Genomic DNA, 19,444 nt, shown 5'->3' with positions numbered 1-19,444 from the left:
AGCCCGCCGTCCGTGCCCCGCACACAAGTGTGGCGCCGCACGGACCGCACGGCGCCACAACTCGGACATTCTCTAGAACTCGGCCGCCACCAGCTCGGCGATCTCCGCCGCGTTGAGCGCCGCGCCCTTGCGCAGGTTGTCACCGCAGACGAACAGGTCGAGCGTGTTGGGGAAGTCGATCGCCTGACGGACACGGCCCACGTAGGTCGGGTCGGTGCCGACCACGTCGATGGGCGTCGGGTAGACCCCGTTGGCCGGGTCGTCCATGAGCACCACCGTCGGCGCCGCCTCCAGCACGCGGTGCGCCTCGGCGACCGTGATCTCGCGCTCGAACCGCGCGTGCACGGCCAGCGAGTGCGTGGTGATCACCGGCACGCGGACGCAGGTCGCGGAGACCTTCAGCTCCGGAATGCCGAGGATCTTGCGGGACTCGTTGCGCAGCTTGAGCTCCTCGGAGGCCCATCCGTCGGCCTTGGCGGAACCCGCCCACGGCACCACGTTGAACGCGATGGGCGCGGGGAACGGCGACTCCTCCGGCAGCTTGTTGGCCAGCACCTTGCGTACGTCACCGACGCTCTGCCCGATCGTACGGTCGCCCGCCAGCGCCTCGATCTCGTCGTAGAGCCGCGCAGAACCCGCCACCCCGGCCCCTGACACCGCCTGGTAGGAGGCGACGACCAGCTCGGTGAGGGTGAACTCGGCGTGCAGCGCGCCCATGGCCGCCATCATCGACAGCGTGGTGCAGTTGGGGGTCGAGATGATGTTGCGCGGCCGGTCGCGCGCGTCGAGGGGGTTGACCTCGGGCACGACCAGCGGCACGTCGGGCTCCATGCGGAACGTGCCCGACTTGTCGATGGCGATCGCGCCGCGCTCGGCCGCGATCGGCACCCAGACGGCCGACACCTCGTCGGGCACGTCGAAGATGGCCACGTCGATGCCGTCGAACACCTCGGGCGCCAGCGCCTGCACCACAACGTCCTCATCGCGTACGCGCAGCACCTTGCCCGCCGAACGCGGCGAGGCGACGAGACGGATCTCGCCCCAGATGTCCGCCCGCGTCGACACGATGTCGCGCATGACGGTGCCCACGGCGCCGGTCGCGCCGATCAGAGCCAGACTCGGCCTCTTGCTCATCGTCCTGAACCTCCGTACACCACGGCTTCGACCTGGTCGGCGTCGAGATTGAAGGCCCGGTGGGCGGCCGCCACGGCCGCGTCGACACCGTCCTGCTCGACGACCACTGAGATGCGGATCTCCGAGGTGGAGATCATCTCGATGTTGACCCCCGCGTCGGCGAGGGCCGCGAAGAACGTCGCGGTGACGCCGGGGTGCGAGCGCATGCCCGCGCCGATCAGCGACACCTTCCCGATCTGGTCGTCGAACAGCAGCGACTCGAACCCGATCGTGGGCTGGATCTTCTTCAGCGACGTCAGGGCCGTCTGGCTGTCGGCCGTGGGCAGCGTGAAGGAGATGTCGGTGCGGCCCGTGGCCGCGGCCGAGACGTTCTGCACGATCATGTCAATGTTGATCTCGGCGTCGGCCAGCGTTTTGAAGATCGAGGCAGCCTCGCCGACCTTGTCGGGGACCCCGACAACAGTGATCTTGGCCTCGCTCCGGTCGTGCGCGACGCCGGAGATGATCGGCTGCTCCATCTCGGTTCCTTCGGTGTAAGGGTCGGAGACGACCCACGTGCCTTCCTTCATGCTGAAAGAGCTGCGTACGTGAATCGGCAGGTTGAAACGGCGAGCGTATTCGACGCAGCGCAGGTGCAGAATCTTCGCGCCGCAGGCCGCCATCTCCATCATCTCGTCGTAAGAGATCTTGGGGATCTGGCGGGCCGCGGGCACGATGCGCGGATCGGCGGTGAAGATGCCGTCGACGTCGGTGAAGATCTCGCACACGTCGGCGTCGAGCGCCGCCGCCAGCGCCACGGCCGTGGTGTCGGAGCCACCCCGGCCGAGCGTGGTGATGTCTTTGGTGTCCTGCGAGACGCCCTGGAAGCCGGCCACGATCGCGATGTGGCCCTGGTCGATCGCCTCCCGGATGCGGCTCGGCGTCACGTCGATGATGCGCGCCTTGCCATGGGTGGAGTCGGTGATCACGCCCGCCTGCGAGCCGGTGAACGAGCGCGCCTCGTGGCCGAGGTTGGCGATCGCCATCGCCAGCAGGGCCATGGAGATGCGCTCGCCCGAGGTCAGCAGCATGTCGAGCTCGCGGCCAGGAGGCAGCGGCGACACCTGCTCGGCCAGGTCGAGCAGCTCGTCCGTCGTGTCACCCATCGCGGAGACGATCACGACCACGTCGTTGCCGGCTTTTTTCGTCGCGACGATCCGCTGCGCCACCCGCTTGATGCAGGACGCGTCGGCGACGGACGAACCACCGTACTTTTGCACAACGAGTGCCACGAGAGTCTCCCGGTCTGGACTGTGAGGTGCCAGTCTACTTGGGGCCTCTCATGCGCCCGATGGCTCGTACCACTATGTGGGATCGGACGTGGGACCGGACGGTGGGCGCGGACCGGGCGCGCGATCAGACGGTGGTCGCTTCCTCCGCCACGTCGAGCCGCGAGTGCGCGGCCAGGGCCTGCAGCGCGCGCATCGCGGCGCCCGCGTGGTTGCCCCAGGTGTTGAAGTAGGAGTACTGCCACCACCACAGCGCCTCGTGCGGCCGGCCCGCGTGGTAGTGACGCAGCCCGTGGATGAGGTCGGCCGCGACCGCGGTCAGGTCGTCGGACAGCCGGTACGCCGTGACGCCGGTGTCCTTGTACGGGTCGAACACCTCGGCGTAGTCGTCGACCGCCTCCAGCCGCTCGGCCAGCGCCGTGCGCACCCCGTCGATGTCGGGATCCTCGCTCATCGGCGGCTCGTAGTTGCCGGCCAGGATGACGTCCTGGTTGGCGCCGAGTTTGGCCCCCGCCAGGCTCACCTGCGCGACCTCCACCAGCAGGATCGACCAGATGGCGTCACCGCCCTCGCCACCCGCCATGCGGGTCAGGCCGTCCACGTAGTTCTGTGCGTGCGCGGCGATCTCTTCCGCCAGCGTGCTCCACTGGTCAGACATCCAGCAGCCTCCGTCCTTCGAACGCGCGGCCCAAGGTCACCTCGTCGGCGTATTCGAGGTCACCGCCCACAGGCAGACCGCTGGCCAGTCGTGTCACTTTGATGCCCATCGGCTTGACCAGACGGGCGAGGTAGGTAGCCGTCGCCTCGCCTTCGAGATTAGGGTCTGTGGCGAGGATGAGCTCGGTGACACGGCCGTCGGCGAGGCGTGTCATGAGCTCGCGGATGCGCAGGTCATCGGGGCCGACGCCGTCGATCGGGCTGATCGCGCCGCCGAGCACGTGATAAGTGCCCCTGAACTCGCGCGTCTTCTCGATCGCGACGACGTCCTTCGACTCCTCGACCACGCAGATGACATGCGTGTCGCGGCGGGTGTCGCGGCAGATGCGGCACTCCTCCTCGGCGGCCACGTTGCCGCAGACCCGGCAGAAGCGGACCTTCTCCTTGACCTCCAGCAACGCGTGCGCCAGCCGCTTGACGTCGGCGGGATCGGCCGCCAGGAGGTGGAACGCGATCCGCTGCGCGCTCTTGGGACCGACGCCGGGCAGCAGCCCCAGCTCGTCGATCAGGTTCTGGACGACCCCTTCGTACATGCCTAGAACCCTGGCAACTGTCCGAGGCCGCCGCCACCCAGCCCCTGGGCCAGCGGGCCGAGCTTCTCCTGCTGCAGGTCGGCGGCCGCGCGCACCGCGTCGCGAACCGCGGCGATCACCAGGTCGGCGATCGTGTCCGCGGTGTCCTGCGCGTCGCCGGAGTCGATCACGCTCGGGTCGATCTTGAGTTCGAGCAGCTCGCCGGAGCCGTTGACGACGGCCGTGACCAGGCCACCGCCCGATGAGCCCTCGATCTGCGCATCGTTGAGCTCCTGCTGGGCGCTCACAAGCTGCTGCTGCATGAGCTGGGCCTGCTCCAGCAGCTGCTGCAGGTTGACATCCCCTGGGTTCACCGTCGTGCGCTCCTCGTGGCTCCGCGTTCTTGACTGCCACGAGCCTACGGTGTTTGGGCGGCGTCATGTACTGGGGTGTCCCCCTGTTTCCTGCCCGGGCCTCGCCCGGGGTGGTCGCCCCGCCTCCGTGGGCCGTCCCGGACGGGGGATTCCCGCCGCCCGGCACGGCTCTCGCGTCCGCGGTCCGACCCGCGTCGGCGTGTTCTGACGTGCTCCGGCGTCGCCGCCGGGCGCGGTTCTGGCCGGATCTCGGCCCCCCTCCAGCGTCCGAGACCCGGCCACCACGCCGGCGGAGCGGCCGCACCACGCCGACGCGTTGGTAAAGGACGCTAGCCGGGTGAACGTTGCACACACGTTGCGCTCATTCAATCACCCTCTGCAATCCCCCTGAACGGGTTGCGCGAAGGGCGCTCAAGACGGATCCTCTAGTTGACTACTTGGAGTGACCGATGAGTTACGCCCATCTCGACGCGTACTCCCGCCTTCTGCGCGGAGCGCATGAAGCCGCGGTGACCGGTCTGCCCTGGCCGGAACCGCCACGTCACCTGATCAAGGCATCCTGGCGCCGTTCGCTGGACGCCGGGGTCGATCCGGAGGGCCACAGCGCCCCGCTCGTGTGCGATCCCGCCCGCATCAGGGACATGCGCGAGTCCCACCCGCTGCAGGGCCTCCTGCCGCTGCTCGCCCACACCCTGTCCGGGCTGGCCGGCGAGACCGGCCACATCATGATCGTCACCGATGGCGACGGCCGCGTCCTGTGGCGCGACGGCACCCCCACCACCCTGCGCCGCGCCGACCAGGTCGGCCTGTCCGACGGGCACCAGTGGGCCGAGGGCGACGTCGGCACCAACGGCATGGGCACGGCCCTGGCGACAGGCGAGCCCGTTCACGTCTATTCGGAAGAGCACCTGATGCGCGTCCTGCACATCTGGTCGTGCAGCGCCGCCCCCATCACCGACCCCGACTCCGGCCGGGTCATCGGCTGCGTCGACGTCAGCGGCACCGCCCGCAGCCTCCACCCCGCCACGCTCGCCCTCGTCGCCGCCACGGCCAAGCTCGCCGAGACGCAACTCGCCCTGAGCATGCACGAACGCGACGAACGCCTGCGCCGCCGCTACGAGTCGCTCCACGGCCGTCCCGGCATCCTGCTCTCCCCCACCGGCCGCGTCATCTCCGGCGACCCCGCCGGCGGCCTCGGCGAACGTGTCCACCTCGGCGAGCAGAGCGCCCGCAGCCCCGGCCGGCGCATGATCCTCAGAGACGGCACCGTCGCCCAGCTCGAACCCTTCTCCGACGGCTTCCTCCTGCGCGCCACGCCGTCCGCCGCCCCGCAGCCCCTGACCCTCACCTTCCTCGGAGCCGGCGTCCCGTCCGCCGCCTTCTGCGACCGTGACCGCCCCCTGTCGCTGCGGCACGCCGAGATCCTCACCCTCCTCGCCCTCAACCCCCACGGCCTGACGGCCGAACAACTCTCCTTCCACCTGTACGGCGACGCCGGCAACCCCGTCACGATCCGGGCCGAGATCCACCGGCTACGCGCCCAGCTCGGGGAGGCCATCGCGGCGAAGCCGTACCGGCTGACCTGTCCGGTGGAGGCCGACTTCCTGACCCTGCGCCGCCTGCTGACGGCCCGCGACCCCCGCGCCCTGGCCCGTTCCTACGCCGGCCCGCTGCTGCCCCGCTCGGAGTCGCCGGAGATCCGCCGCGAACGCGACGAACTGGAGGCGCAGGTGCGGGCTTGCCTGCTGCGGGAGGGGTCGCCCGAGGATCTGTGGGCGTACGCGCAGACGTGCAACGGGCGCGACGACTACGAGGTCCTGGAACGCCTCGCCGCCCTCCCCTCCACCGACCCCCGCTCCGCCGCCGCCCGCTCCCGCCTCCTGTCCTGACACGAGTCACCGAGGGCCAGGCCGCACCACCATCGGCACGAGTCACCCGGGGTGAGGCGCTCGCCCACGACCACGTATCACCCACAAGGCAGTGCCATGCGGATGCGGCGGCATACCCGCATCACCCATCACCGATACGCGGACCCGCGCACCCCGAACTCACCCTCAGCTGTGATCGATTTCGCCGATCACCTGGGCGCCGAGCTCCCTCTCCAGCAGGGCCATGCCCGAGACGGCGTCCACATCCGCGTCCGCGTCGTTGAGCGGGTCCACCTCGTCGGAATCGGGGCTCTTGTCACGCCCTGGGACCTTGTCGGGCCAGGCGGCGGCACCGCCACGGGCCATCGGGACGCGCGGACCCGCCTGCGCGGCGGCCTTGGCGGCCGATCGGGCGGCGGCCAGGCCGGATCCCGCGGCCACGCTCGGACCCGCTGCTGCGGACTGAGCGGCGGCGACGGTGCGGGTGGGGTCGGGGTTCGGCGGAGCGCCGGGTCCGAAGTCGTCGGGGGCGTCGGGCCAGGACTCGTCGGTGGCCAGAGGTCCTGCCGGGGCGGCAGGAGGCTGGCCGGGGTCCTGCCCGCCCTTGTCCTCGGCGGAGTCTCCGTGGGACGCCGTACGCCCCTGGGGACCCGTCGTGCCCTGAGCCCCCTGAGGTCCGGGCGCCGTCTGACCCCCCACCACCTGCGGACCGCTGGGCCCTGAAGACTGGCCGGGCCCGGCCGCGTTCGGCCCTCCCGGCGCGGAACCGTGACCACCCTGAGCCGGACCGTGCGACGGGGCGTGGGACGGGGAACGGGCGGGCCCGCGCGCGGCCTGCGGAGCCGGCGAGCCGCCGACGACCGCCTCGACGCGCCACGTACCCCCCAGAACATCGCCCAGCGCGGCCGCCACCACGGCGTCCTTGCCGCCACCGGTGAAGTTCTTCATCGCGCCGACCTGGGCGAACCCCAGCGTGACCAGGTTGCCCTCAACCCCCACGACCTGGGCGTTGGTGCTCACGTTCGCCCAGACGACGATGCTGCGCTGCTTGAGCGCGGCCAGCACCGCGGCCCACTGCGCCTGCATGGCACCGGCCCCACCCGGCGTCGGCCCACTGGGACCGCCCGGGGCAGCCTGCTGAGCCCCGCTACCCGCCGCCGACGTCGCGCCACCTGCGGAGGCCGGCCCCGCAGTGGGAGCGGACGCACCGGGACGCACCGCCTCGGGCCAACCGTCACCACCATGAGCGGGCGCAGGGGACGACTCAGCCGCGCCCACGGGAGCCGCGGACCCACCGGCGGGCACGGCGGAAGCAGGCGTACTTGAGGAACCCTGCACTCCCGCAGCCGTACCGCCGACAGCAGGTGGAGCAACAACAGACGGTGGAGTAGGAGCAGCAGTGGGAGCAGTGGGAACAGCCGCCCTCGCGGCCATCTGAGCGACCGCGCCACCACGTTCGAGCCGTTCCAGCCGCGCCAGCAACGCACCCTCACCCTGCGCCGCCCCCGGAAGCAGGACCCGCGCGCACATGAGTTCGAGCAGCAGGCGCGGCGAGGTCGCGCCGCGCATCTCGGTGAGGCCGGCGTTGAAGATCTCGGCGGCGCGGGTCAGCTCGGCCGGCCCCATCGAGGCCGCCTGCTGCACCAACCGCTCCAGCTCGTCGGCGGGCCGGTCGAGCAGCCCGCTGGAGGCCGCTTCGGGAACGTTGGCCAGGATCACCAGGTCGCGGAAGCGTTCGAGCAGGTCGGAGGCGAAGCGGCGCGGGTCGTGACCGCCCTCGATCACCCGGTTGACCGTGTGGAAGACCTGGGCGCCGTTGCGCGCCGCGAACGCGCCGACGACCTCGTCGAGCAGGTCGCCGTCGGTGTAGCCGAGCAGGGAGACGGCCTTGGTGTAGGTGATGCCGTCCTCCTCCGCCCCGGCGAGGAGCTGGTCGAGGATCGACAGCGAGTCACGGGCCGAGCCGGCGCCCGCGCGCACGACCAGAGGCAGCGCGTTGGGCTCGAACGGCACGCTCTCGGAGGTGAGGATCTCCTCCAGCAGCGCCCGGAGCGTCGCGGGCGGCATCAGCCGGAACGGGTAGTGATGCGTACGCGACTTGATGGTGCCGATGACCTTTTCCGGCTCCGTCGTCGCGAAGATGAACTTCAGATGCGGCGGGGGCTCCTCGACGAGCTTGAGCAGCGCGTTGAAACCCTCGCGGGTCACCATGTGCGCCTCGTCGATGATGTAGATCTTGTAGCGCGCGGACACGGGCGCGAAGAAGGCCCGCTCACGCAGGTCGCGCGCGTCGTCCACACCACCGTGGGAGGCGGCGTCGATCTCGATGACGTCGAGGTGACCAGGCCCGGTCGGAGCCAGCGCGACACACGACTCGCACTCGCCGCACGGATCGGGGGTCGGGCCCTTCTCGCAGTTGAGGGAACGCGCCAGGATGCGGGCACTGGACGTCTTGCCACACCCACGGGGGCCGCTGAACAGGTAGGCGTGGTTGATGCGGCCGGTACGCAACGCCTGTCGCAGCGGGTCAGTGACGTGTTCCTGACCCTTGACCTCGGCGAAGGTCCCGGGTCGGTACTTGCGGTAAAGCGCAAGGCTCATACGACCATCCCGCCTGCGAGGGGGCTCCCAACGAAGAGACCCCCCGCACACCCGCCAGAGCCCGCTTATCCTTGCTGCCTTCCGGCCCTGGGGAGGTTCACAGGATGACGCCGCGCGAGGGGTCCCTGGACAGTCTAGCCGGATGCCGCAGTGCTCGCTCCACCCTGAGCCAACCCGCCGAAAACGTGGTCCGCACCGCTCGGGAAGTCCGGTAAGCTCGTCGGCGGAGGATTCGCCTAGTGGCCGAGGGCGCACGCTTGGAAAGCGTGTATAGGGCAACCTATCAGGGGTTCAAATCCCCTATCCTCCGCCAGCAGAGCAGGGGTGCACCGTGATGACGGTGCACCCCTTCTTGCTTTCCGGCCCCTGCGGAGGGCTCTCCTCCTCCGGGACGACGGCCTGAGGCGTCCAGGCTCGCTGGTGTACTCGCCGTCGAGCAGAGAAAGGTCGCTCATGGTCAAGCGCTTACTGGCGGCACTGTGCCTGTTAGTCGCCGTTTCCGGTTGCGATGCGACATGGTGGCCCGAGACAGTGATCAAGGTCGATCCTGGCGCGCTCACGGAAGTGCGAAGCGTGGGCCGCGTCGTAACGCAGACCTTCACGGACCCGGTGTACGAGCGGACTGTACAAGTCGATGAGATTCTGGTGGTCGACTTGCGGGCCGCCGACTTCCCCGAAGCACTCGACCTCGTGCGCAATCGACTGAAGCAGCTCGGGTAGAACGAGGTCAGCTCTATTGAGACGGTGGTCCACATGGAATCGAGTCGCTGGAAGGGGACGACCACGAGCCTTGGCCCTGTGGAGGATCTGGAATCGTTCGGGGCACAACTGGAGCCGGCGGCAGAAAAAGCACGGCAAGCTGATCCGAAGAAGTGGGCAACTTACGTCCTGGTGTCACTATCCAGCGTGAACGAGTAGACGTGTACTGCGACCGCTGAAACCCCTGTTTCCAACAGGGCACAAGGATGCTCAGGCAAGTCAGACCCCTCAAGAGTCGATCTGGAGACGCCGCGGTTCCGGCGGCGACCCGTACAGCTCGCGATAGACCTCACGAAGCTCGACGTCCGAGGTCGAGGTCTACGCCGGACGCATGCCGCCCAACCCTCCGGTCGTACGGATCGCCCGTTTAACACCGCTTCCGGTCGTGAATGATGTGCTAGGTGAACATTTCATCCCGCTCTTCTGTCAGCGCCGTCGCGCTCGTATTCGTGGCCCTTTTTCTCAAGGGATCGACCGTCCACGCCGACACGGCCGAGACGATGACCCCTCCTCAGAAGACAACGCTCATGAGTGTCCCCATCGCAGTCGGCAAGCCTCGACTCTTAACGACGGGCGGTATGGGCGGAGTCAGTGATCAAAACGGCTTCGAACTCTCAGTGGACTTCGTCAACGCGGGCAAGGAATCCGTGACCATAGTCGGAATCGGACGCAGCGGGCCTGGACTGAAGCTGCTCAACGCCGAACGGCGAGGGCCGTATGTGCTTCTCCCCGGCGAGAGCATCGCGCTCCAGCTGAAGTATCGCGTGACCAACTGCAAGACCGCCCCGCGTGGGAAATGGCCGGTACCCCTCCGTGTCCTCCGGCCGAAGGGCGAGGAGACCGTCTATCTGGATCGCTCCATCGCTGGAACGCGGGATACGTGGCTCCAAGGTTTCGTCAAGCACGCCTGTAGTTCGAGATAGCCCGGCCCCAGGTACCGTCCCGCCTCACCGTACGGTGAGAACCAGCTTGCCCGTGGTGCGGCCCGTCTCCCCCAGAGCGTGGGCGCGGGCGCCTTCGGCGAGGGGGAAGGTGGCGGAGACATGGGCGCGGAGGCTGCCCTGGTCGGCGAGGGCGGCGATGGCGCGCATCCCGGCCTGGTCGTGTTCGACGATCAGGGTGACGGCGCGGACCTGTGCCTTCTCGGCCGCGGCCGGGGTGTCCTCGGCGCCCGGCACCAGGGAGACGAGGACGCCGCCGGGGCGGAGCACGCTCACCGAGCGGGTGGCGGTCTCCCCGCCGAGGGGGTCGAGGACGACGTCGTAGCGTTCCTCGGTGTCGGTGAAGTCCTCGGAGCGGTGGTCGATGCAGGCGTCCGCGCCGAGTTCACGCAGGAAGGCGTGCTTGGGGGCGCTCGCCGTCCCCGTGACGTGGGCCCCGCGTTCCTTGGCGATCTGTACGGCGAGGTGACCGACACCGCCGGCCGCGGCGTGGATCAGCACCCGCTGCCCGGACCGCAGGTCCGCGGTCTCGACGAGGGCCTGCCAGGCGGTGAGCGCGGCCAGCGGCAGAGCGGCCGCCTGGATGTGGTCGATCCCGGTGGGCTTGGGGACGAAGGCACGGGTGGGGCCGGTCACGTACTCGGCGTGGGAGCCGGCCCCATCGGGGTAGGGCAGCATGCCGAACACCTCGTCGCCGGGCTGAAAGAGGGTGACGCCAGGGCCGGTCTCCGCCACGGTGCCGGAGACGTCCCAGCCGAGGGTCAGCGGCGGGGGTGGCAGGAAGATGCTCAGGGCGCGGTGCTTGTAGTCCGTGGGGTTGAGTCCGGCCGCGTGTACGGCGACGAGGATCTCCCCCGGGCCGGGCGTGGGCCGGGGAAGCTCGGTCAATCGCAGCACTTCAGGGCCGCCGAGGGTCGTCTGGTGCAGGGCGAGCATCACAGGGGCAGCAGGGTTCGGGGAGCCGAGATCGTCAGGGGTCATGCCTTGATCCTGGCGTCGCGGTCCAGCCCAGGGCGATGGCAAGAAGGTCACCCTCCGATACATTCTTGCCATGCCCATCGACCCTGCCGCCCACCGCGCGTCGGCCCGGGCCCGTGACCTCTCTGAACGCGCGGCCGCACTGGACCAGGCCCCGCGGCCCGGCGCGCACAAGGTCGTCGTCCTCGCCCTCGACGGCGTCTACCCCTTCGAGCTCGGCATCCCGCACCGGGTCCTGGGATCCGCCGACGGCCGCTACGAGGTGCTGTCCGCGAGCGTGGACGGGCAGCCCGTACGTACCGACGCGGACCTGACCGTCACCCCCGGGCACGGTCCCGAGGTGCTGGCCGAGGCGGACACCGTGATCATTCCTCCGTACGGGATCTCGCCGGCCACGGCCGCCGAGCCGGACCCGCTGGCCCTGGCCGCCCTGTCCCTCGTCTGCCCCGGCACCCGCCTGGTGTCCATCTGCACCGGCGCGTTCCTGCTGGCCGCCGCCGGTCTCCTGGACGGACGCCGAGCCACCACCCACTGGGAGCTCACCGGCATCTTCCAGGAGCTGTTCCCCCGGGTCGAGCTGGACGCCGGCGTGCTCTTCGTCGACCACGGCGACGTACTGACCTCCGCGGGAGCGGCCAGCGGTGTCGACATCTGCCTGCACCTGGTGCGCCAGGACCACGGCAGCGAGGTGGCCAACCAGGTCGCCCGCCGCTGCGTCGTGCCGCCGTACCGGGACGGCGGGCAGGCGCAGTACATCGAACGACCGCTGCCGCCGGCGAGCGAAACCGGCACGGGACCGACCCGCGACTGGGCCCTGGAGCGGCTGGACCTGCCGCTGTCTCTGGAGGAGCTGGCCGCGCACGCGGCGATGAGCACCCGCACCTTCGCCCGGCGCTTCCGGCAGGAGACCGGTCTGAGCCCTGGCCGCTGGCTCACCCAGCAGCGGCTGCGGCGGGCGCGGCACCTGCTGGAGTCCAGCGACCTGCCGGTGGAACGGGTCGCGCACGAGGTCGGCTTCGCCACCGCCACCTCGCTGCGGCGGCACCTGGCGGCGGAGACGGGGGTGGCCCCATCGGTGTACCGGCGCACGTTCCGCGTCTCGGCTCCTGCCGCGGGCGAGGTCGGGGAAGCCTCAGGGCCTGGGCGCTGAGGGGAACCGGTGGCGGACGGGCAGCGTCTGCAACGTGTGAAACCCATCCACTGGATCGGCGTCGTCGTGGCCGCGGTTCTGCTTCTCGTCGCGGTCGTCCTGGTTCCTGGCACGGCCGGCGCGCCCGTGCCGGCTTCGTGTCCGCAGCGATGGGACAGCGACCGGATCGGTCGCTGGGTGCCGGCTGCCGCCGACCTCGACGGGGTCGCCGACTCGCTCGTACCCGGCGAGCCGGCCGGCGCGTTGATCTGCGCCTACCCCGGGCACAACACGAAACCGGGCCGGCCGCTCGCCGGATCACGGACCTTGACCGATCAGGCCGCGTCGATGGCCCACGACCTGGGATACCTTCCGGTCACCACCGATCCCCCGGAAATGGTGTGCACATTGGTGGGCGGGCAGGTGACCAACTACCTCATCCGGTTCGCCTACCCCGACGGCCAGGCGCTGTGGGTGGGCAGTGCCGAGGAGGTCAACTCCTGTGTCATGACCACCAACGGCACAGTCGTCAGCAACGCCTACGTCGGGCCCAGCATCACCGCCGCCTACCGCACCGGGACCTGGAGGCTCCTGCCGCCCAAGGGCCCGTGCGAGCCGGCGACCGGACGGCGGGGGCAGGATGAGCAGATGGTGCCCGATGGGGCGATCAAGGTGCTGATTTGCCGGCAAGTACCGAGGAACTCCACGCCGAGCCCGTCTCCCGGGCGGGAGTACGGGGAACGACAGGCGCGCGAGCTGGCGGCGGAGCTGAACTCGCTGGACGCCGAGCCGAGCCGGAGCGTGTGCGAGGAAGTCGGCGGCCGACGGCGCGAAGTGCTCCATCTGCACTTCGGTTACGCGGAGGGGCCGCCGGCTTGGGTGCGGATCCTTCCTGCTTGCCGGCCTTCGGTGGACAACGGGATGCTCATGAGTGATGCGAACGTCGCGTTTCTCGATCGGATAGGTCGGCTGGCGCCTGCCTGAGATCGGTGATCGCCAGCTACGATGACGGGCCGTGGGGACGGATTGGGTGCCTGCGGCCGTGCGCGACGTCGCCCGAAGGGATCCCGGTGAGCTGGTACGGCTGACCCGCGCCCACGCTCGCCTGGCCCACGCACTGCGTACGGGCCCTCTTGAAGAGACCGGCCACGACCTCGCGCGGTGGCGGGATCTTGACGAGCGGTTGTGCTCGATGCTGGTGCTCGATTCGGGCCGTTCGCATCGGGTCAACGTCATCGGCGCCAATCCCGTCTTTCCGCCCGAATGGCGGGAGGCGGCCTGAACGACGCTCCTTCCCGATGAGCTGGCGGAGTGGGCGGTCAGGTGGCGGCGCTGGTACGACGAGACCAGCGCCGGCGGGTTCCGCCACTACCGCGAGCGGCTGCGTACGTGGGACACGAGCCGCCTGATCGCCGAGACCCAGGAAGATCTGCTCGCCACGGCGCGGGCCACCCTGGACCGTACGAACGCCTGGACCCGTAAACCCGCCTTCGTCGAAGCCCGCCACCATGTGTTCGTCCTGCCCAACCCGCCCATCGCGCCCACCCCGGGCCCGCCGCCGCAGACCGTCCGGGACGACGTCGCGGTGCCCGGCCAGCGGGAGCAGCATGAGGCGGTGATGCGGCACGGCGTGCTGCTGGAGCAGGCCACTCGCGGGTTCAGCCGCGTGGTGCCGGGTGCGTTCAAGCGCCGTCCGCCCGCGTCACCGGGCGATCCCGTGCGGGATCCGTGGGTGGAGGAGTTCTTCGACTGGCTGGATCCGGTCGTACGGGCCGGTCAGGGGCTCTACCTCTGGACCTGAGTACGTCCCTCTGACCAGGACCGACGCGGTTTGTCGGCGGCGGGTGCGATCATGCCGCTCAGGCGATCAAGGAGTGACCATGACAGAGGCCCCCGATGACCTTCCCTGCTTCCCCGGTTACGAGACGTTAGGTGAGATCTACTGCGTGTCCTTCGTCCGCGACCTGTCCCCGGAGGAGGCGCTCCGCCGGTTCGGCGTGGAGGAGGAGACCATGGAAGAGGTGACGTTCGAGGAACTGGACTATCTCTCGGCGGAGAGCATGAGGGACGACGCGGCCGGTTACATCGGCGCCGCCCGGGTCGGCGACTGGACCGTGGTCATCGAACCGGGGGGATGGATGATGGCCGTCGCCACCGAGATCTACAACCCGGTCTCGCGGGGAACCGAGGTCGTGGCGGTCTGCCGCCACGACTACGCCCAGGACACCTTCGCCTACATCGTCGACGGCGCGCCGGTCGTCTGGTTCGACCCGATGTACCCGGAGGAGCGATCGGGCAGCGATCCGGACCGCCTGGTCACGAAGATGCGCGAGGCCGGGCTGGATCCCGATCACGACATCGACGGACCGGGGATCGAGCATCCGATGGAGCGTTCGTTCGCCCTGGCGAGCGACATCACCGGGCTCCCGCTCACCACGGACCTGCGAAAGCTGCGCTACCTCGGCGCGGAACCCCACAGGGGCCCCAGCCCCAAGCAGAAGGTCTCTTCGCAGAGTCTTGCCGACGTGCTACGCGCGCAGGGTCTGCTGTAACGACGGCTGCGCGTCCGGTGAGCCGCCGTACGCCCGTTAGACCGGTTGAGGATCGTCCGGAGCGCTTAGGGTCGGGGCATGGATCATGAGCCGATGCGGCGGGTCGCCGAGTTTCGTGAGGTGTTCGACGGTGTGGCCGATGCGGCGCGGCCCGAGGTGGCGGAGCAGCGGCGGACGTTGCTGGTCGAGGAGGCGCGGGAGGCGGCCGAGGCTCTGACCGAGCTCGCGCAGGCGCTGCGGGCCGGCGGCGATCCGCTCAGCGCGTACCGGGCGGTGGCGAAGGAGCTGGCGGATGTCCTGTATGTCACCTACGGCGCGGCGGACGCGCTGGGGATCGATCTGCCGGCCGTGTTCGTCGAGGTTCATCGGTCCAACATGAGCAAGCTCGACGCCGACGGACGGGTTCTCCGCCGGGCGGACGGCAAGGTGCTCAAGGGGTCCGGGTACCGGCCACCGGCTCTGGACAAGCTCGTCGAGTGGCCGGTCTGAGAGCCCCCTCCGGGCGGCTTCGTCAAACTCCAGAAACCATGTCCAGCCAGGAGAAGTCGCGTGCACAACCACGCCCCCGCCGACTACCACTGCCCGTTCTGTCACCTCACCCCGGACCGGGAGCCCGACGTGGTCTACCGGGACGAGCGCGTCTTCGCGATGATCTGCCCCCGCTGGTGGCCGCGGAACGCGGGGCATCTGCTGATCATCCCCGTCGCCCATCACGAGAACCTGTACGACCTCCCCGCCGCCGACGGGCACGCGATCTTCGACGTCACCCGGCTGCTGGCCAGGACCATGCGCACCGCGTACGACTGCGCGGGCGTCTCCACGCGGCAGCACAACGAGCCCGCGGGCAACCAGGACGTCTGGCACTTCCACCAGCACCTCTTCCCCCGCTACCCCGGCGACGACCTCTACCGCACGTCGCCGGAGCCCGAGTGGCTGCCCGCCGGTCGTCGCCGGGCCTACGCGGAGCGGCTGCGTGCCGCGCTCAACCCGTAGCGCTTTTCCGAATGAGCTCAGCGCTTAGCGATGTGGAATTCGATGGTGTATTGCCGCGCTCCGCAGCAGCCGGGGTGACTCGGGTTGGGAGTCGTGATCCAGAGCTGCCCGAGGTCTCTCCCTCTTCCTCTGACAATTCTGTTGACCCGGTACGCCTTCGACTGGCCGTCGCAGATCTTGCCGTATCTGCGTCGCTGTGCCTCCCAGTTGTTCGCGTTCGCGAAGTAGAGGTCAGGGAAGATGCACGCGCCCCTGGGGAAGCCGTTCTCCCGGATCACGATGGTCCTTAACTGCGCGGACCTGGCATTCCGGTAGTCCCAGGTGGTGGTCACCTTGATCGGGTACTTCCGGCCGCGGTGGTCCTTGATCCTGACCTTCGTGACCACGGACTGGATCGGGCCGACCCGCTTGATGATGCTGATCTTCGCGTCGGGCGCGGCGTGTGCGGGGGCGTCATGAACAGCCCGGCTCCGAGGGTGGCGGTGAGCGCCACCCCGATCGTGGGAATCCGGAGTCGCGTGAGGGGTCGCATTGATTCTCCTTCACCGTTCACGGCATTTCCGAAAAGCGATCTTCCGACCGATCGGAAAACTTCGAGGAGCGCGATGATCAAACTCCTTTACGCAAGGAGTCCTGCGCCGAACGAACCCTACGAAATTTCGGTATGTACGGAGAATATGAAGAGCACACGGGCCGGAACGGCGCGGGTCAGAGCATGTTTCTGATCGGCTGAGGGGTTTCCGGCACGGCCTGGGCGAGGATGTCGCCGGCCTCCCCCGGCGTCAGCAGGCGGGCGTCGCGCAGGAGGCGGACGGAGTCCTCCCACTGCCGCCGGGCTTCGGCGTGGCGGCCGAGGCCGTGCAGCGTGGTGCCGAACCACCACCGCGACACGGCCTCCTTCAGGTGGTATCCCGCCTCGCGCAGCAGTCGTACGGCCGTCGTGTAGCTCTCCGCCGCCTCCGTGAGCCGGCCGGCGTGGCGGTAGGCGTCGCCCAGCGAGCCGTGGGCGATGCCCGCGTCGGCGAGCGGGCCCGTCGGCGGCGCCTGCTCCACGAGCAGGCGGGCTTCGGCGATGGCCTCGTCGAAGCGGCCCTGGCGGTAGTAGACGTGCACCCGGTTGTTGCGCAGGGTGGCCGTGGCCACGGGGCGTTCGGCCTCGTCGTTGAGCTCCAGCCCGGACTCCAGGTGGCCGAGCGCCTCGTCGAGGCGGCCCACGATGGCGTTGATGACGCCGAGGTTGTTGAGCACGCCGACCTTCCTGCGTGGCAGGCCGGCCCGGTCCCAGTCGGTGAGCGCCGTCCTCAGCTGCGCTATCGCGTCGTCGTAGCGACCCTGGTCCCGGTACACCCAGCCGAGGAAGCTGCTGAGCTGGGCCTTGTCCTCCCAGGCTCCGATGCGGTGGGCCACCTCGATGGCCTGCGCGTAGACGCCGTCCAGTTGCGTGTGCCAGCCCTGGAAGCAGAAGGGCCAGTGGAGTCCGATGACGAGGCCGACGACGGTCGCCGGGTCGGGGCCGGCCAGCGCCTGCTGCGCGGCGGCGAGTAGATTGTCACGTTCGTCCTGGACCCATCGTCCCGCCTCCGCCAGGTCCGCGAAGGGGCTGTCGGGCAGTTCGACGGGGGCTCGCAGGACGGCGTCGGGGTTGAGCATCGTGCTCGCCGTCCAGAGGGTGGCGACATAGTGGTGCAGCGCCCGCCGTACGGCGGCGGCGCGTTCTTCCTCCGGCAGGTCCTGGTGGGCCCGTTCACGGGCGTAGAGGCCGACCAGGTCATGGAAGCGGTAGCGGTCGGGGCCGGGTTCGAGGAGGCGGGCGTCATGGAGGCGTTCGAGAGCGGCCTCCGCGCGGTGGTACGGCCAGCCGGTCAGGGCGGCGGTGGCGGCTGGGGTGTGGGTGGGCAGGTCGAGCAGGCCGAGCCGGGGCAGCAGGTGGGCGGCGTCCCGGCCGGCGGGCTCTTCGCGCAGATGGTGGTGGCTGACGGCGATGCTGGCGCGGATGGCCAGGTCGGCGTACTCCAGCGTGTCCAGGCGGCGGGTGGCGTCGGCCAGCCGTGCCTCCAGGCCGGACAGGGTCAGGTCGGGGCGGGCGGCCAGGCGGGCGCCGATGATCCGCAGGGCGAGGGGGAAGCCGCCGCACAGGCCGACGACCCGCTCGACCGCCCGCGGTTCCGCGCGGGTCCGGTCGGGCCCGGCCAGGCGGGACAGCAGCGCGGCGGCGTCGGCGGCGTCCAGGGCGCCCAGATGCAGGTGGCGGGCGTTGTCGAGGGCGGCCAGCGGTTCGCGGGAGGTGATCAGGACGCGGCAGCCGGGCCCTCCGGGGATGAGCGGGCGGACCTGGCGTACGTCGCGCGCGTTGTCCAGGATGACCAGCAGGTTGGAGCGCGCGGTCAGTGAGCGGTAGCGGGCGGCGGCCTCGCCGGCGGTGGCGGGGGCGGCGGCGCCGTCCAGGCCGAGGGAGCGCAGCAGATGGCGCAGGGCCTGCTCCGGCGTCACCGGGTCGAGCCCGGGGGTGGACCCGTGCAGGTTGACGTAGATGACGCCGTCGGGGAACCCGGGTGCCACGGCGTGCGCGACGTGGACGGCCAGGGCGGACTTGCCGATACCGCCGGGCCCGTCGATCACGGTGACGGCGGGCCCGCCGTCGGGGCCCAGTGCGGTGCGCAGGTGACTGACCTCAGTGGCGCGGGCGGTGAAGGTGTGGGTGTCGGCGGGCAGTTCGGCCGGCGGGTACGACTCCCCGACCGTGACCTGCTGGGCCGGGGTGGTCAGGTCGAGACTCGGGTCCTTGGCCAGCACGGCCTGGTGCATGCGGCGTAGTTCGGCGCCGGGTTCGAGGCCGAGCTCGGAGATCATCACCTGGCGGGTTGCCTGGTAGACGGCGAGCGCCTCCGAGGGGCGGCCGGCGCGGTGCAGGGCGAGCATGAGCTGCGCGACCGGGCGTTCGCGCAGGGGATGAACCTGTACGTGCACCGCGAGTTCGGCGGCCACAGCGTGGTGATCGCCCGCCGCGAGGCGGAGATCGGCGTGGTCCTCCAGGACGGTGAGGTGCTCTTCCTCCAGGCGGGTGGCCTCGATCCTGGCCCAGGGGTCGGTCAGTTCGGCCAGCGGATCGCCCCGCCACAGCCCCAGAGCCTGGCGGAACAGCGCGTCCGCGCCGGCCCCCTGTGCCTGGGCGGTGCGGGCGCGTCTGGCCAGGCGCAGGAACAGGTGGGCGTCGACGTCGTCCGGTTCGAGCGCGAGCCGGTAGCCCCCTGGCACGGTCTGGAGGATCTCTCCGGTGGTGTGCGGGCCGAGGGTCTGGCGTAGTTTGGAGATCACGATGTGGAGCTGTTTGGCGGCGGTCACCGTGGAGCTTTCTCCCCAGATGTCGGTGAGGATGCGCTCGGCGTGTACGGCCTGCCCGGCGTTCAGCGCGAGCCTGGTCAGCACGCCGATGCGTCGGCGCCCGGCCAGCCGGACCGGTTCGTCACCGGCGAATACCTGCCACGGGCCGAGAAATTTGATCGCCAGCGTCACTAGGAGCGCTGCCCTCCTTCAACGGAGTCGACAATGAGCGGACCGGTCCCGCAATACCGGATTCAACGCCATAAATGCGGAAACTTCTGGCGCTTGAGTGCACAC

General features: G+C 70.0%; 19 protein-coding genes, 1 tRNA gene and 1 other RNA gene. 11 read left to right on the top strand and 10 right to left on the bottom strand.

Features of this window, described 5'->3' with window-relative positions:
- Nucleotides 1-72 precede the first annotated feature (72 nt).
- From AB0C27_RS08735 to AB0C27_RS08715, 5 genes are all read right to left on the bottom strand, one after another.
- Nucleotides 73-1,134, bottom strand: a complete 1,062-nt coding sequence (locus tag AB0C27_RS08735; RefSeq protein WP_357839885.1) for an aspartate-semialdehyde dehydrogenase — start codon at nt 1,132-1,134, stop codon at nt 73-75.
- Entirely contained in the window at nt 1,131-2,405 is a 1,275-nt protein-coding gene (locus tag AB0C27_RS08730) for an aspartate kinase (RefSeq protein ID WP_346101645.1), read from the bottom strand. Before AB0C27_RS08730 ends, AB0C27_RS08735 begins: the two co-directional genes overlap by 4 nt.
- A 124-nt stretch (nt 2,406-2,529) precedes the next feature.
- A complete protein-coding gene (locus AB0C27_RS08725; protein ID WP_106242963.1) occupies nt 2,530-3,060 on the bottom strand; it encodes a DUF5063 domain-containing protein in 531 nt (176 codons plus the stop codon).
- Nucleotides 3,053-3,652 (bottom strand): recombination mediator RecR, encoded by a 600-nt coding sequence (gene recR, locus AB0C27_RS08720; RefSeq protein WP_344488129.1) that lies wholly within the window; start codon nt 3,650-3,652, stop codon nt 3,053-3,055. Before recR ends, AB0C27_RS08725 begins: the two co-directional genes overlap by 8 nt.
- A 2-nt stretch (nt 3,653-3,654) precedes the next feature.
- Nucleotides 3,655-4,005 carry a YbaB/EbfC family nucleoid-associated protein gene (locus AB0C27_RS08715; protein ID WP_192788958.1) on the bottom strand — a complete coding sequence of 117 codons (351 nt, stop codon included), beginning with the start codon at nt 4,003-4,005 and terminating at the stop codon, nt 3,655-3,657.
- A gap of 449 nt (nt 4,006-4,454) precedes the next feature.
- On the opposite strand from AB0C27_RS08715, the gene AB0C27_RS08710 reads away from it, so the two are divergent.
- Nucleotides 4,455-5,894 carry a GAF domain-containing protein gene (locus AB0C27_RS08710; protein ID WP_357839879.1) on the top strand — a complete coding sequence of 480 codons (1,440 nt, stop codon included), beginning with the start codon at nt 4,455-4,457 and terminating at the stop codon, nt 5,892-5,894.
- Nucleotides 5,895-6,059: 165 nt separating this feature from the next.
- On the opposite strand, the gene AB0C27_RS08705 is transcribed toward AB0C27_RS08710, so the two are convergent.
- Entirely contained in the window at nt 6,060-8,474 is a 2,415-nt protein-coding gene (locus AB0C27_RS08705) for a DNA polymerase III subunit gamma and tau (protein ID WP_357839876.1), read from the bottom strand.
- A 31-nt stretch (nt 8,475-8,505) separates the two neighbouring features.
- Nucleotides 8,506-8,601: signal recognition particle sRNA small type (gene ffs / locus AB0C27_RS08700), an RNA gene on the bottom strand.
- A 98-nt stretch (nt 8,602-8,699) separates the two neighbouring features.
- On the opposite strand from ffs, the gene AB0C27_RS08695 reads away from it, so the two are divergent.
- The 3 genes from AB0C27_RS08695 (at nt 8,700) to AB0C27_RS08685 (ending at nt 10,156) form a co-directional block, all read left to right on the top strand.
- Nucleotides 8,700-8,787, top strand: a tRNA-Ser gene (locus AB0C27_RS08695).
- 140 nt (nt 8,788-8,927) lie between these two features.
- A complete protein-coding gene (locus AB0C27_RS08690; RefSeq protein ID WP_357839873.1) occupies nt 8,928-9,194 on the top strand; it encodes a hypothetical protein in 267 nt (88 codons plus the stop codon).
- Between the two features lie 440 nt (nt 9,195-9,634).
- A complete protein-coding gene (locus tag AB0C27_RS08685; protein WP_357839870.1) occupies nt 9,635-10,156 on the top strand; it encodes a hypothetical protein in 522 nt (173 codons plus the stop codon).
- A gap of 24 nt (nt 10,157-10,180) precedes the next feature.
- Here the strand turns inward: AB0C27_RS08685 and AB0C27_RS08680 are convergent, their stop codons facing one another.
- Nucleotides 10,181-11,110 (bottom strand): NADP-dependent oxidoreductase, encoded by a 930-nt coding sequence (locus AB0C27_RS08680; protein WP_357840681.1) that lies wholly within the window; start codon nt 11,108-11,110, stop codon nt 10,181-10,183.
- A gap of 115 nt (nt 11,111-11,225) precedes the next feature.
- Between AB0C27_RS08680 and AB0C27_RS08675 the strand changes: the two genes are divergently transcribed.
- From AB0C27_RS08675 to AB0C27_RS08645, 7 genes are all read left to right on the top strand, one after another.
- Nucleotides 11,226-12,302: a helix-turn-helix domain-containing protein gene (locus tag AB0C27_RS08675; RefSeq protein WP_357839867.1), complete on the top strand. Its 1,077-nt coding sequence runs from the start codon at nt 11,226-11,228 to the stop codon at nt 12,300-12,302.
- A 9-nt stretch (nt 12,303-12,311) separates the two neighbouring features.
- A complete protein-coding gene (locus AB0C27_RS08670; RefSeq protein ID WP_357839864.1) occupies nt 12,312-13,265 on the top strand; it encodes a hypothetical protein in 954 nt (317 codons plus the stop codon).
- A gap of 31 nt (nt 13,266-13,296) precedes the next feature.
- Nucleotides 13,297-13,563, top strand: a complete 267-nt coding sequence (locus AB0C27_RS08665; RefSeq protein WP_357839861.1) for a hypothetical protein — start codon at nt 13,297-13,299, stop codon at nt 13,561-13,563.
- A 228-nt stretch (nt 13,564-13,791) separates the two neighbouring features.
- Nucleotides 13,792-14,082, top strand: coding sequence for a hypothetical protein (locus AB0C27_RS08660; protein ID WP_357839858.1), 291 nt, complete (start codon nt 13,792-13,794; stop codon nt 14,080-14,082).
- Nucleotides 14,083-14,161: 79 nt separating this feature from the next.
- Nucleotides 14,162-14,833: a DUF6461 domain-containing protein gene (locus AB0C27_RS08655; RefSeq protein WP_357839855.1), complete on the top strand. Its 672-nt coding sequence runs from the start codon at nt 14,162-14,164 to the stop codon at nt 14,831-14,833.
- A gap of 78 nt (nt 14,834-14,911) precedes the next feature.
- Nucleotides 14,912-15,322 carry a hypothetical protein gene (locus AB0C27_RS08650; RefSeq protein WP_357839852.1) on the top strand — a complete coding sequence of 137 codons (411 nt, stop codon included), beginning with the start codon at nt 14,912-14,914 and terminating at the stop codon, nt 15,320-15,322.
- A 60-nt stretch (nt 15,323-15,382) separates the two neighbouring features.
- Entirely contained in the window at nt 15,383-15,826 is a 444-nt protein-coding gene (locus AB0C27_RS08645; RefSeq protein ID WP_357839849.1) for an HIT family protein, read from the top strand.
- A 17-nt stretch (nt 15,827-15,843) separates the two neighbouring features.
- Here AB0C27_RS08645 and AB0C27_RS08640 read toward each other — a convergent pair whose 3' ends face one another.
- Nucleotides 15,844-16,212 carry a hypothetical protein gene (locus tag AB0C27_RS08640; protein ID WP_357839846.1) on the bottom strand — a complete coding sequence of 123 codons (369 nt, stop codon included), beginning with the start codon at nt 16,210-16,212 and terminating at the stop codon, nt 15,844-15,846.
- 322 nt (nt 16,213-16,534) lie between these two features.
- A complete protein-coding gene (locus AB0C27_RS08635; protein WP_357839843.1) occupies nt 16,535-19,339 on the bottom strand; it encodes a BTAD domain-containing putative transcriptional regulator in 2,805 nt (934 codons plus the stop codon).
- Nucleotides 19,340-19,444: the final 105 nt, after the last annotated feature.

This window comes from Nonomuraea sp. NPDC048882, from assembly GCF_040649755.1.
GTDB classification, from domain to species: Bacteria; Actinomycetota; Actinomycetes; order Streptosporangiales; family Streptosporangiaceae; genus Nonomuraea; species Nonomuraea maheshkhaliensis.
This window is presented reverse-complemented; position numbering and strand designations above follow the sequence as displayed.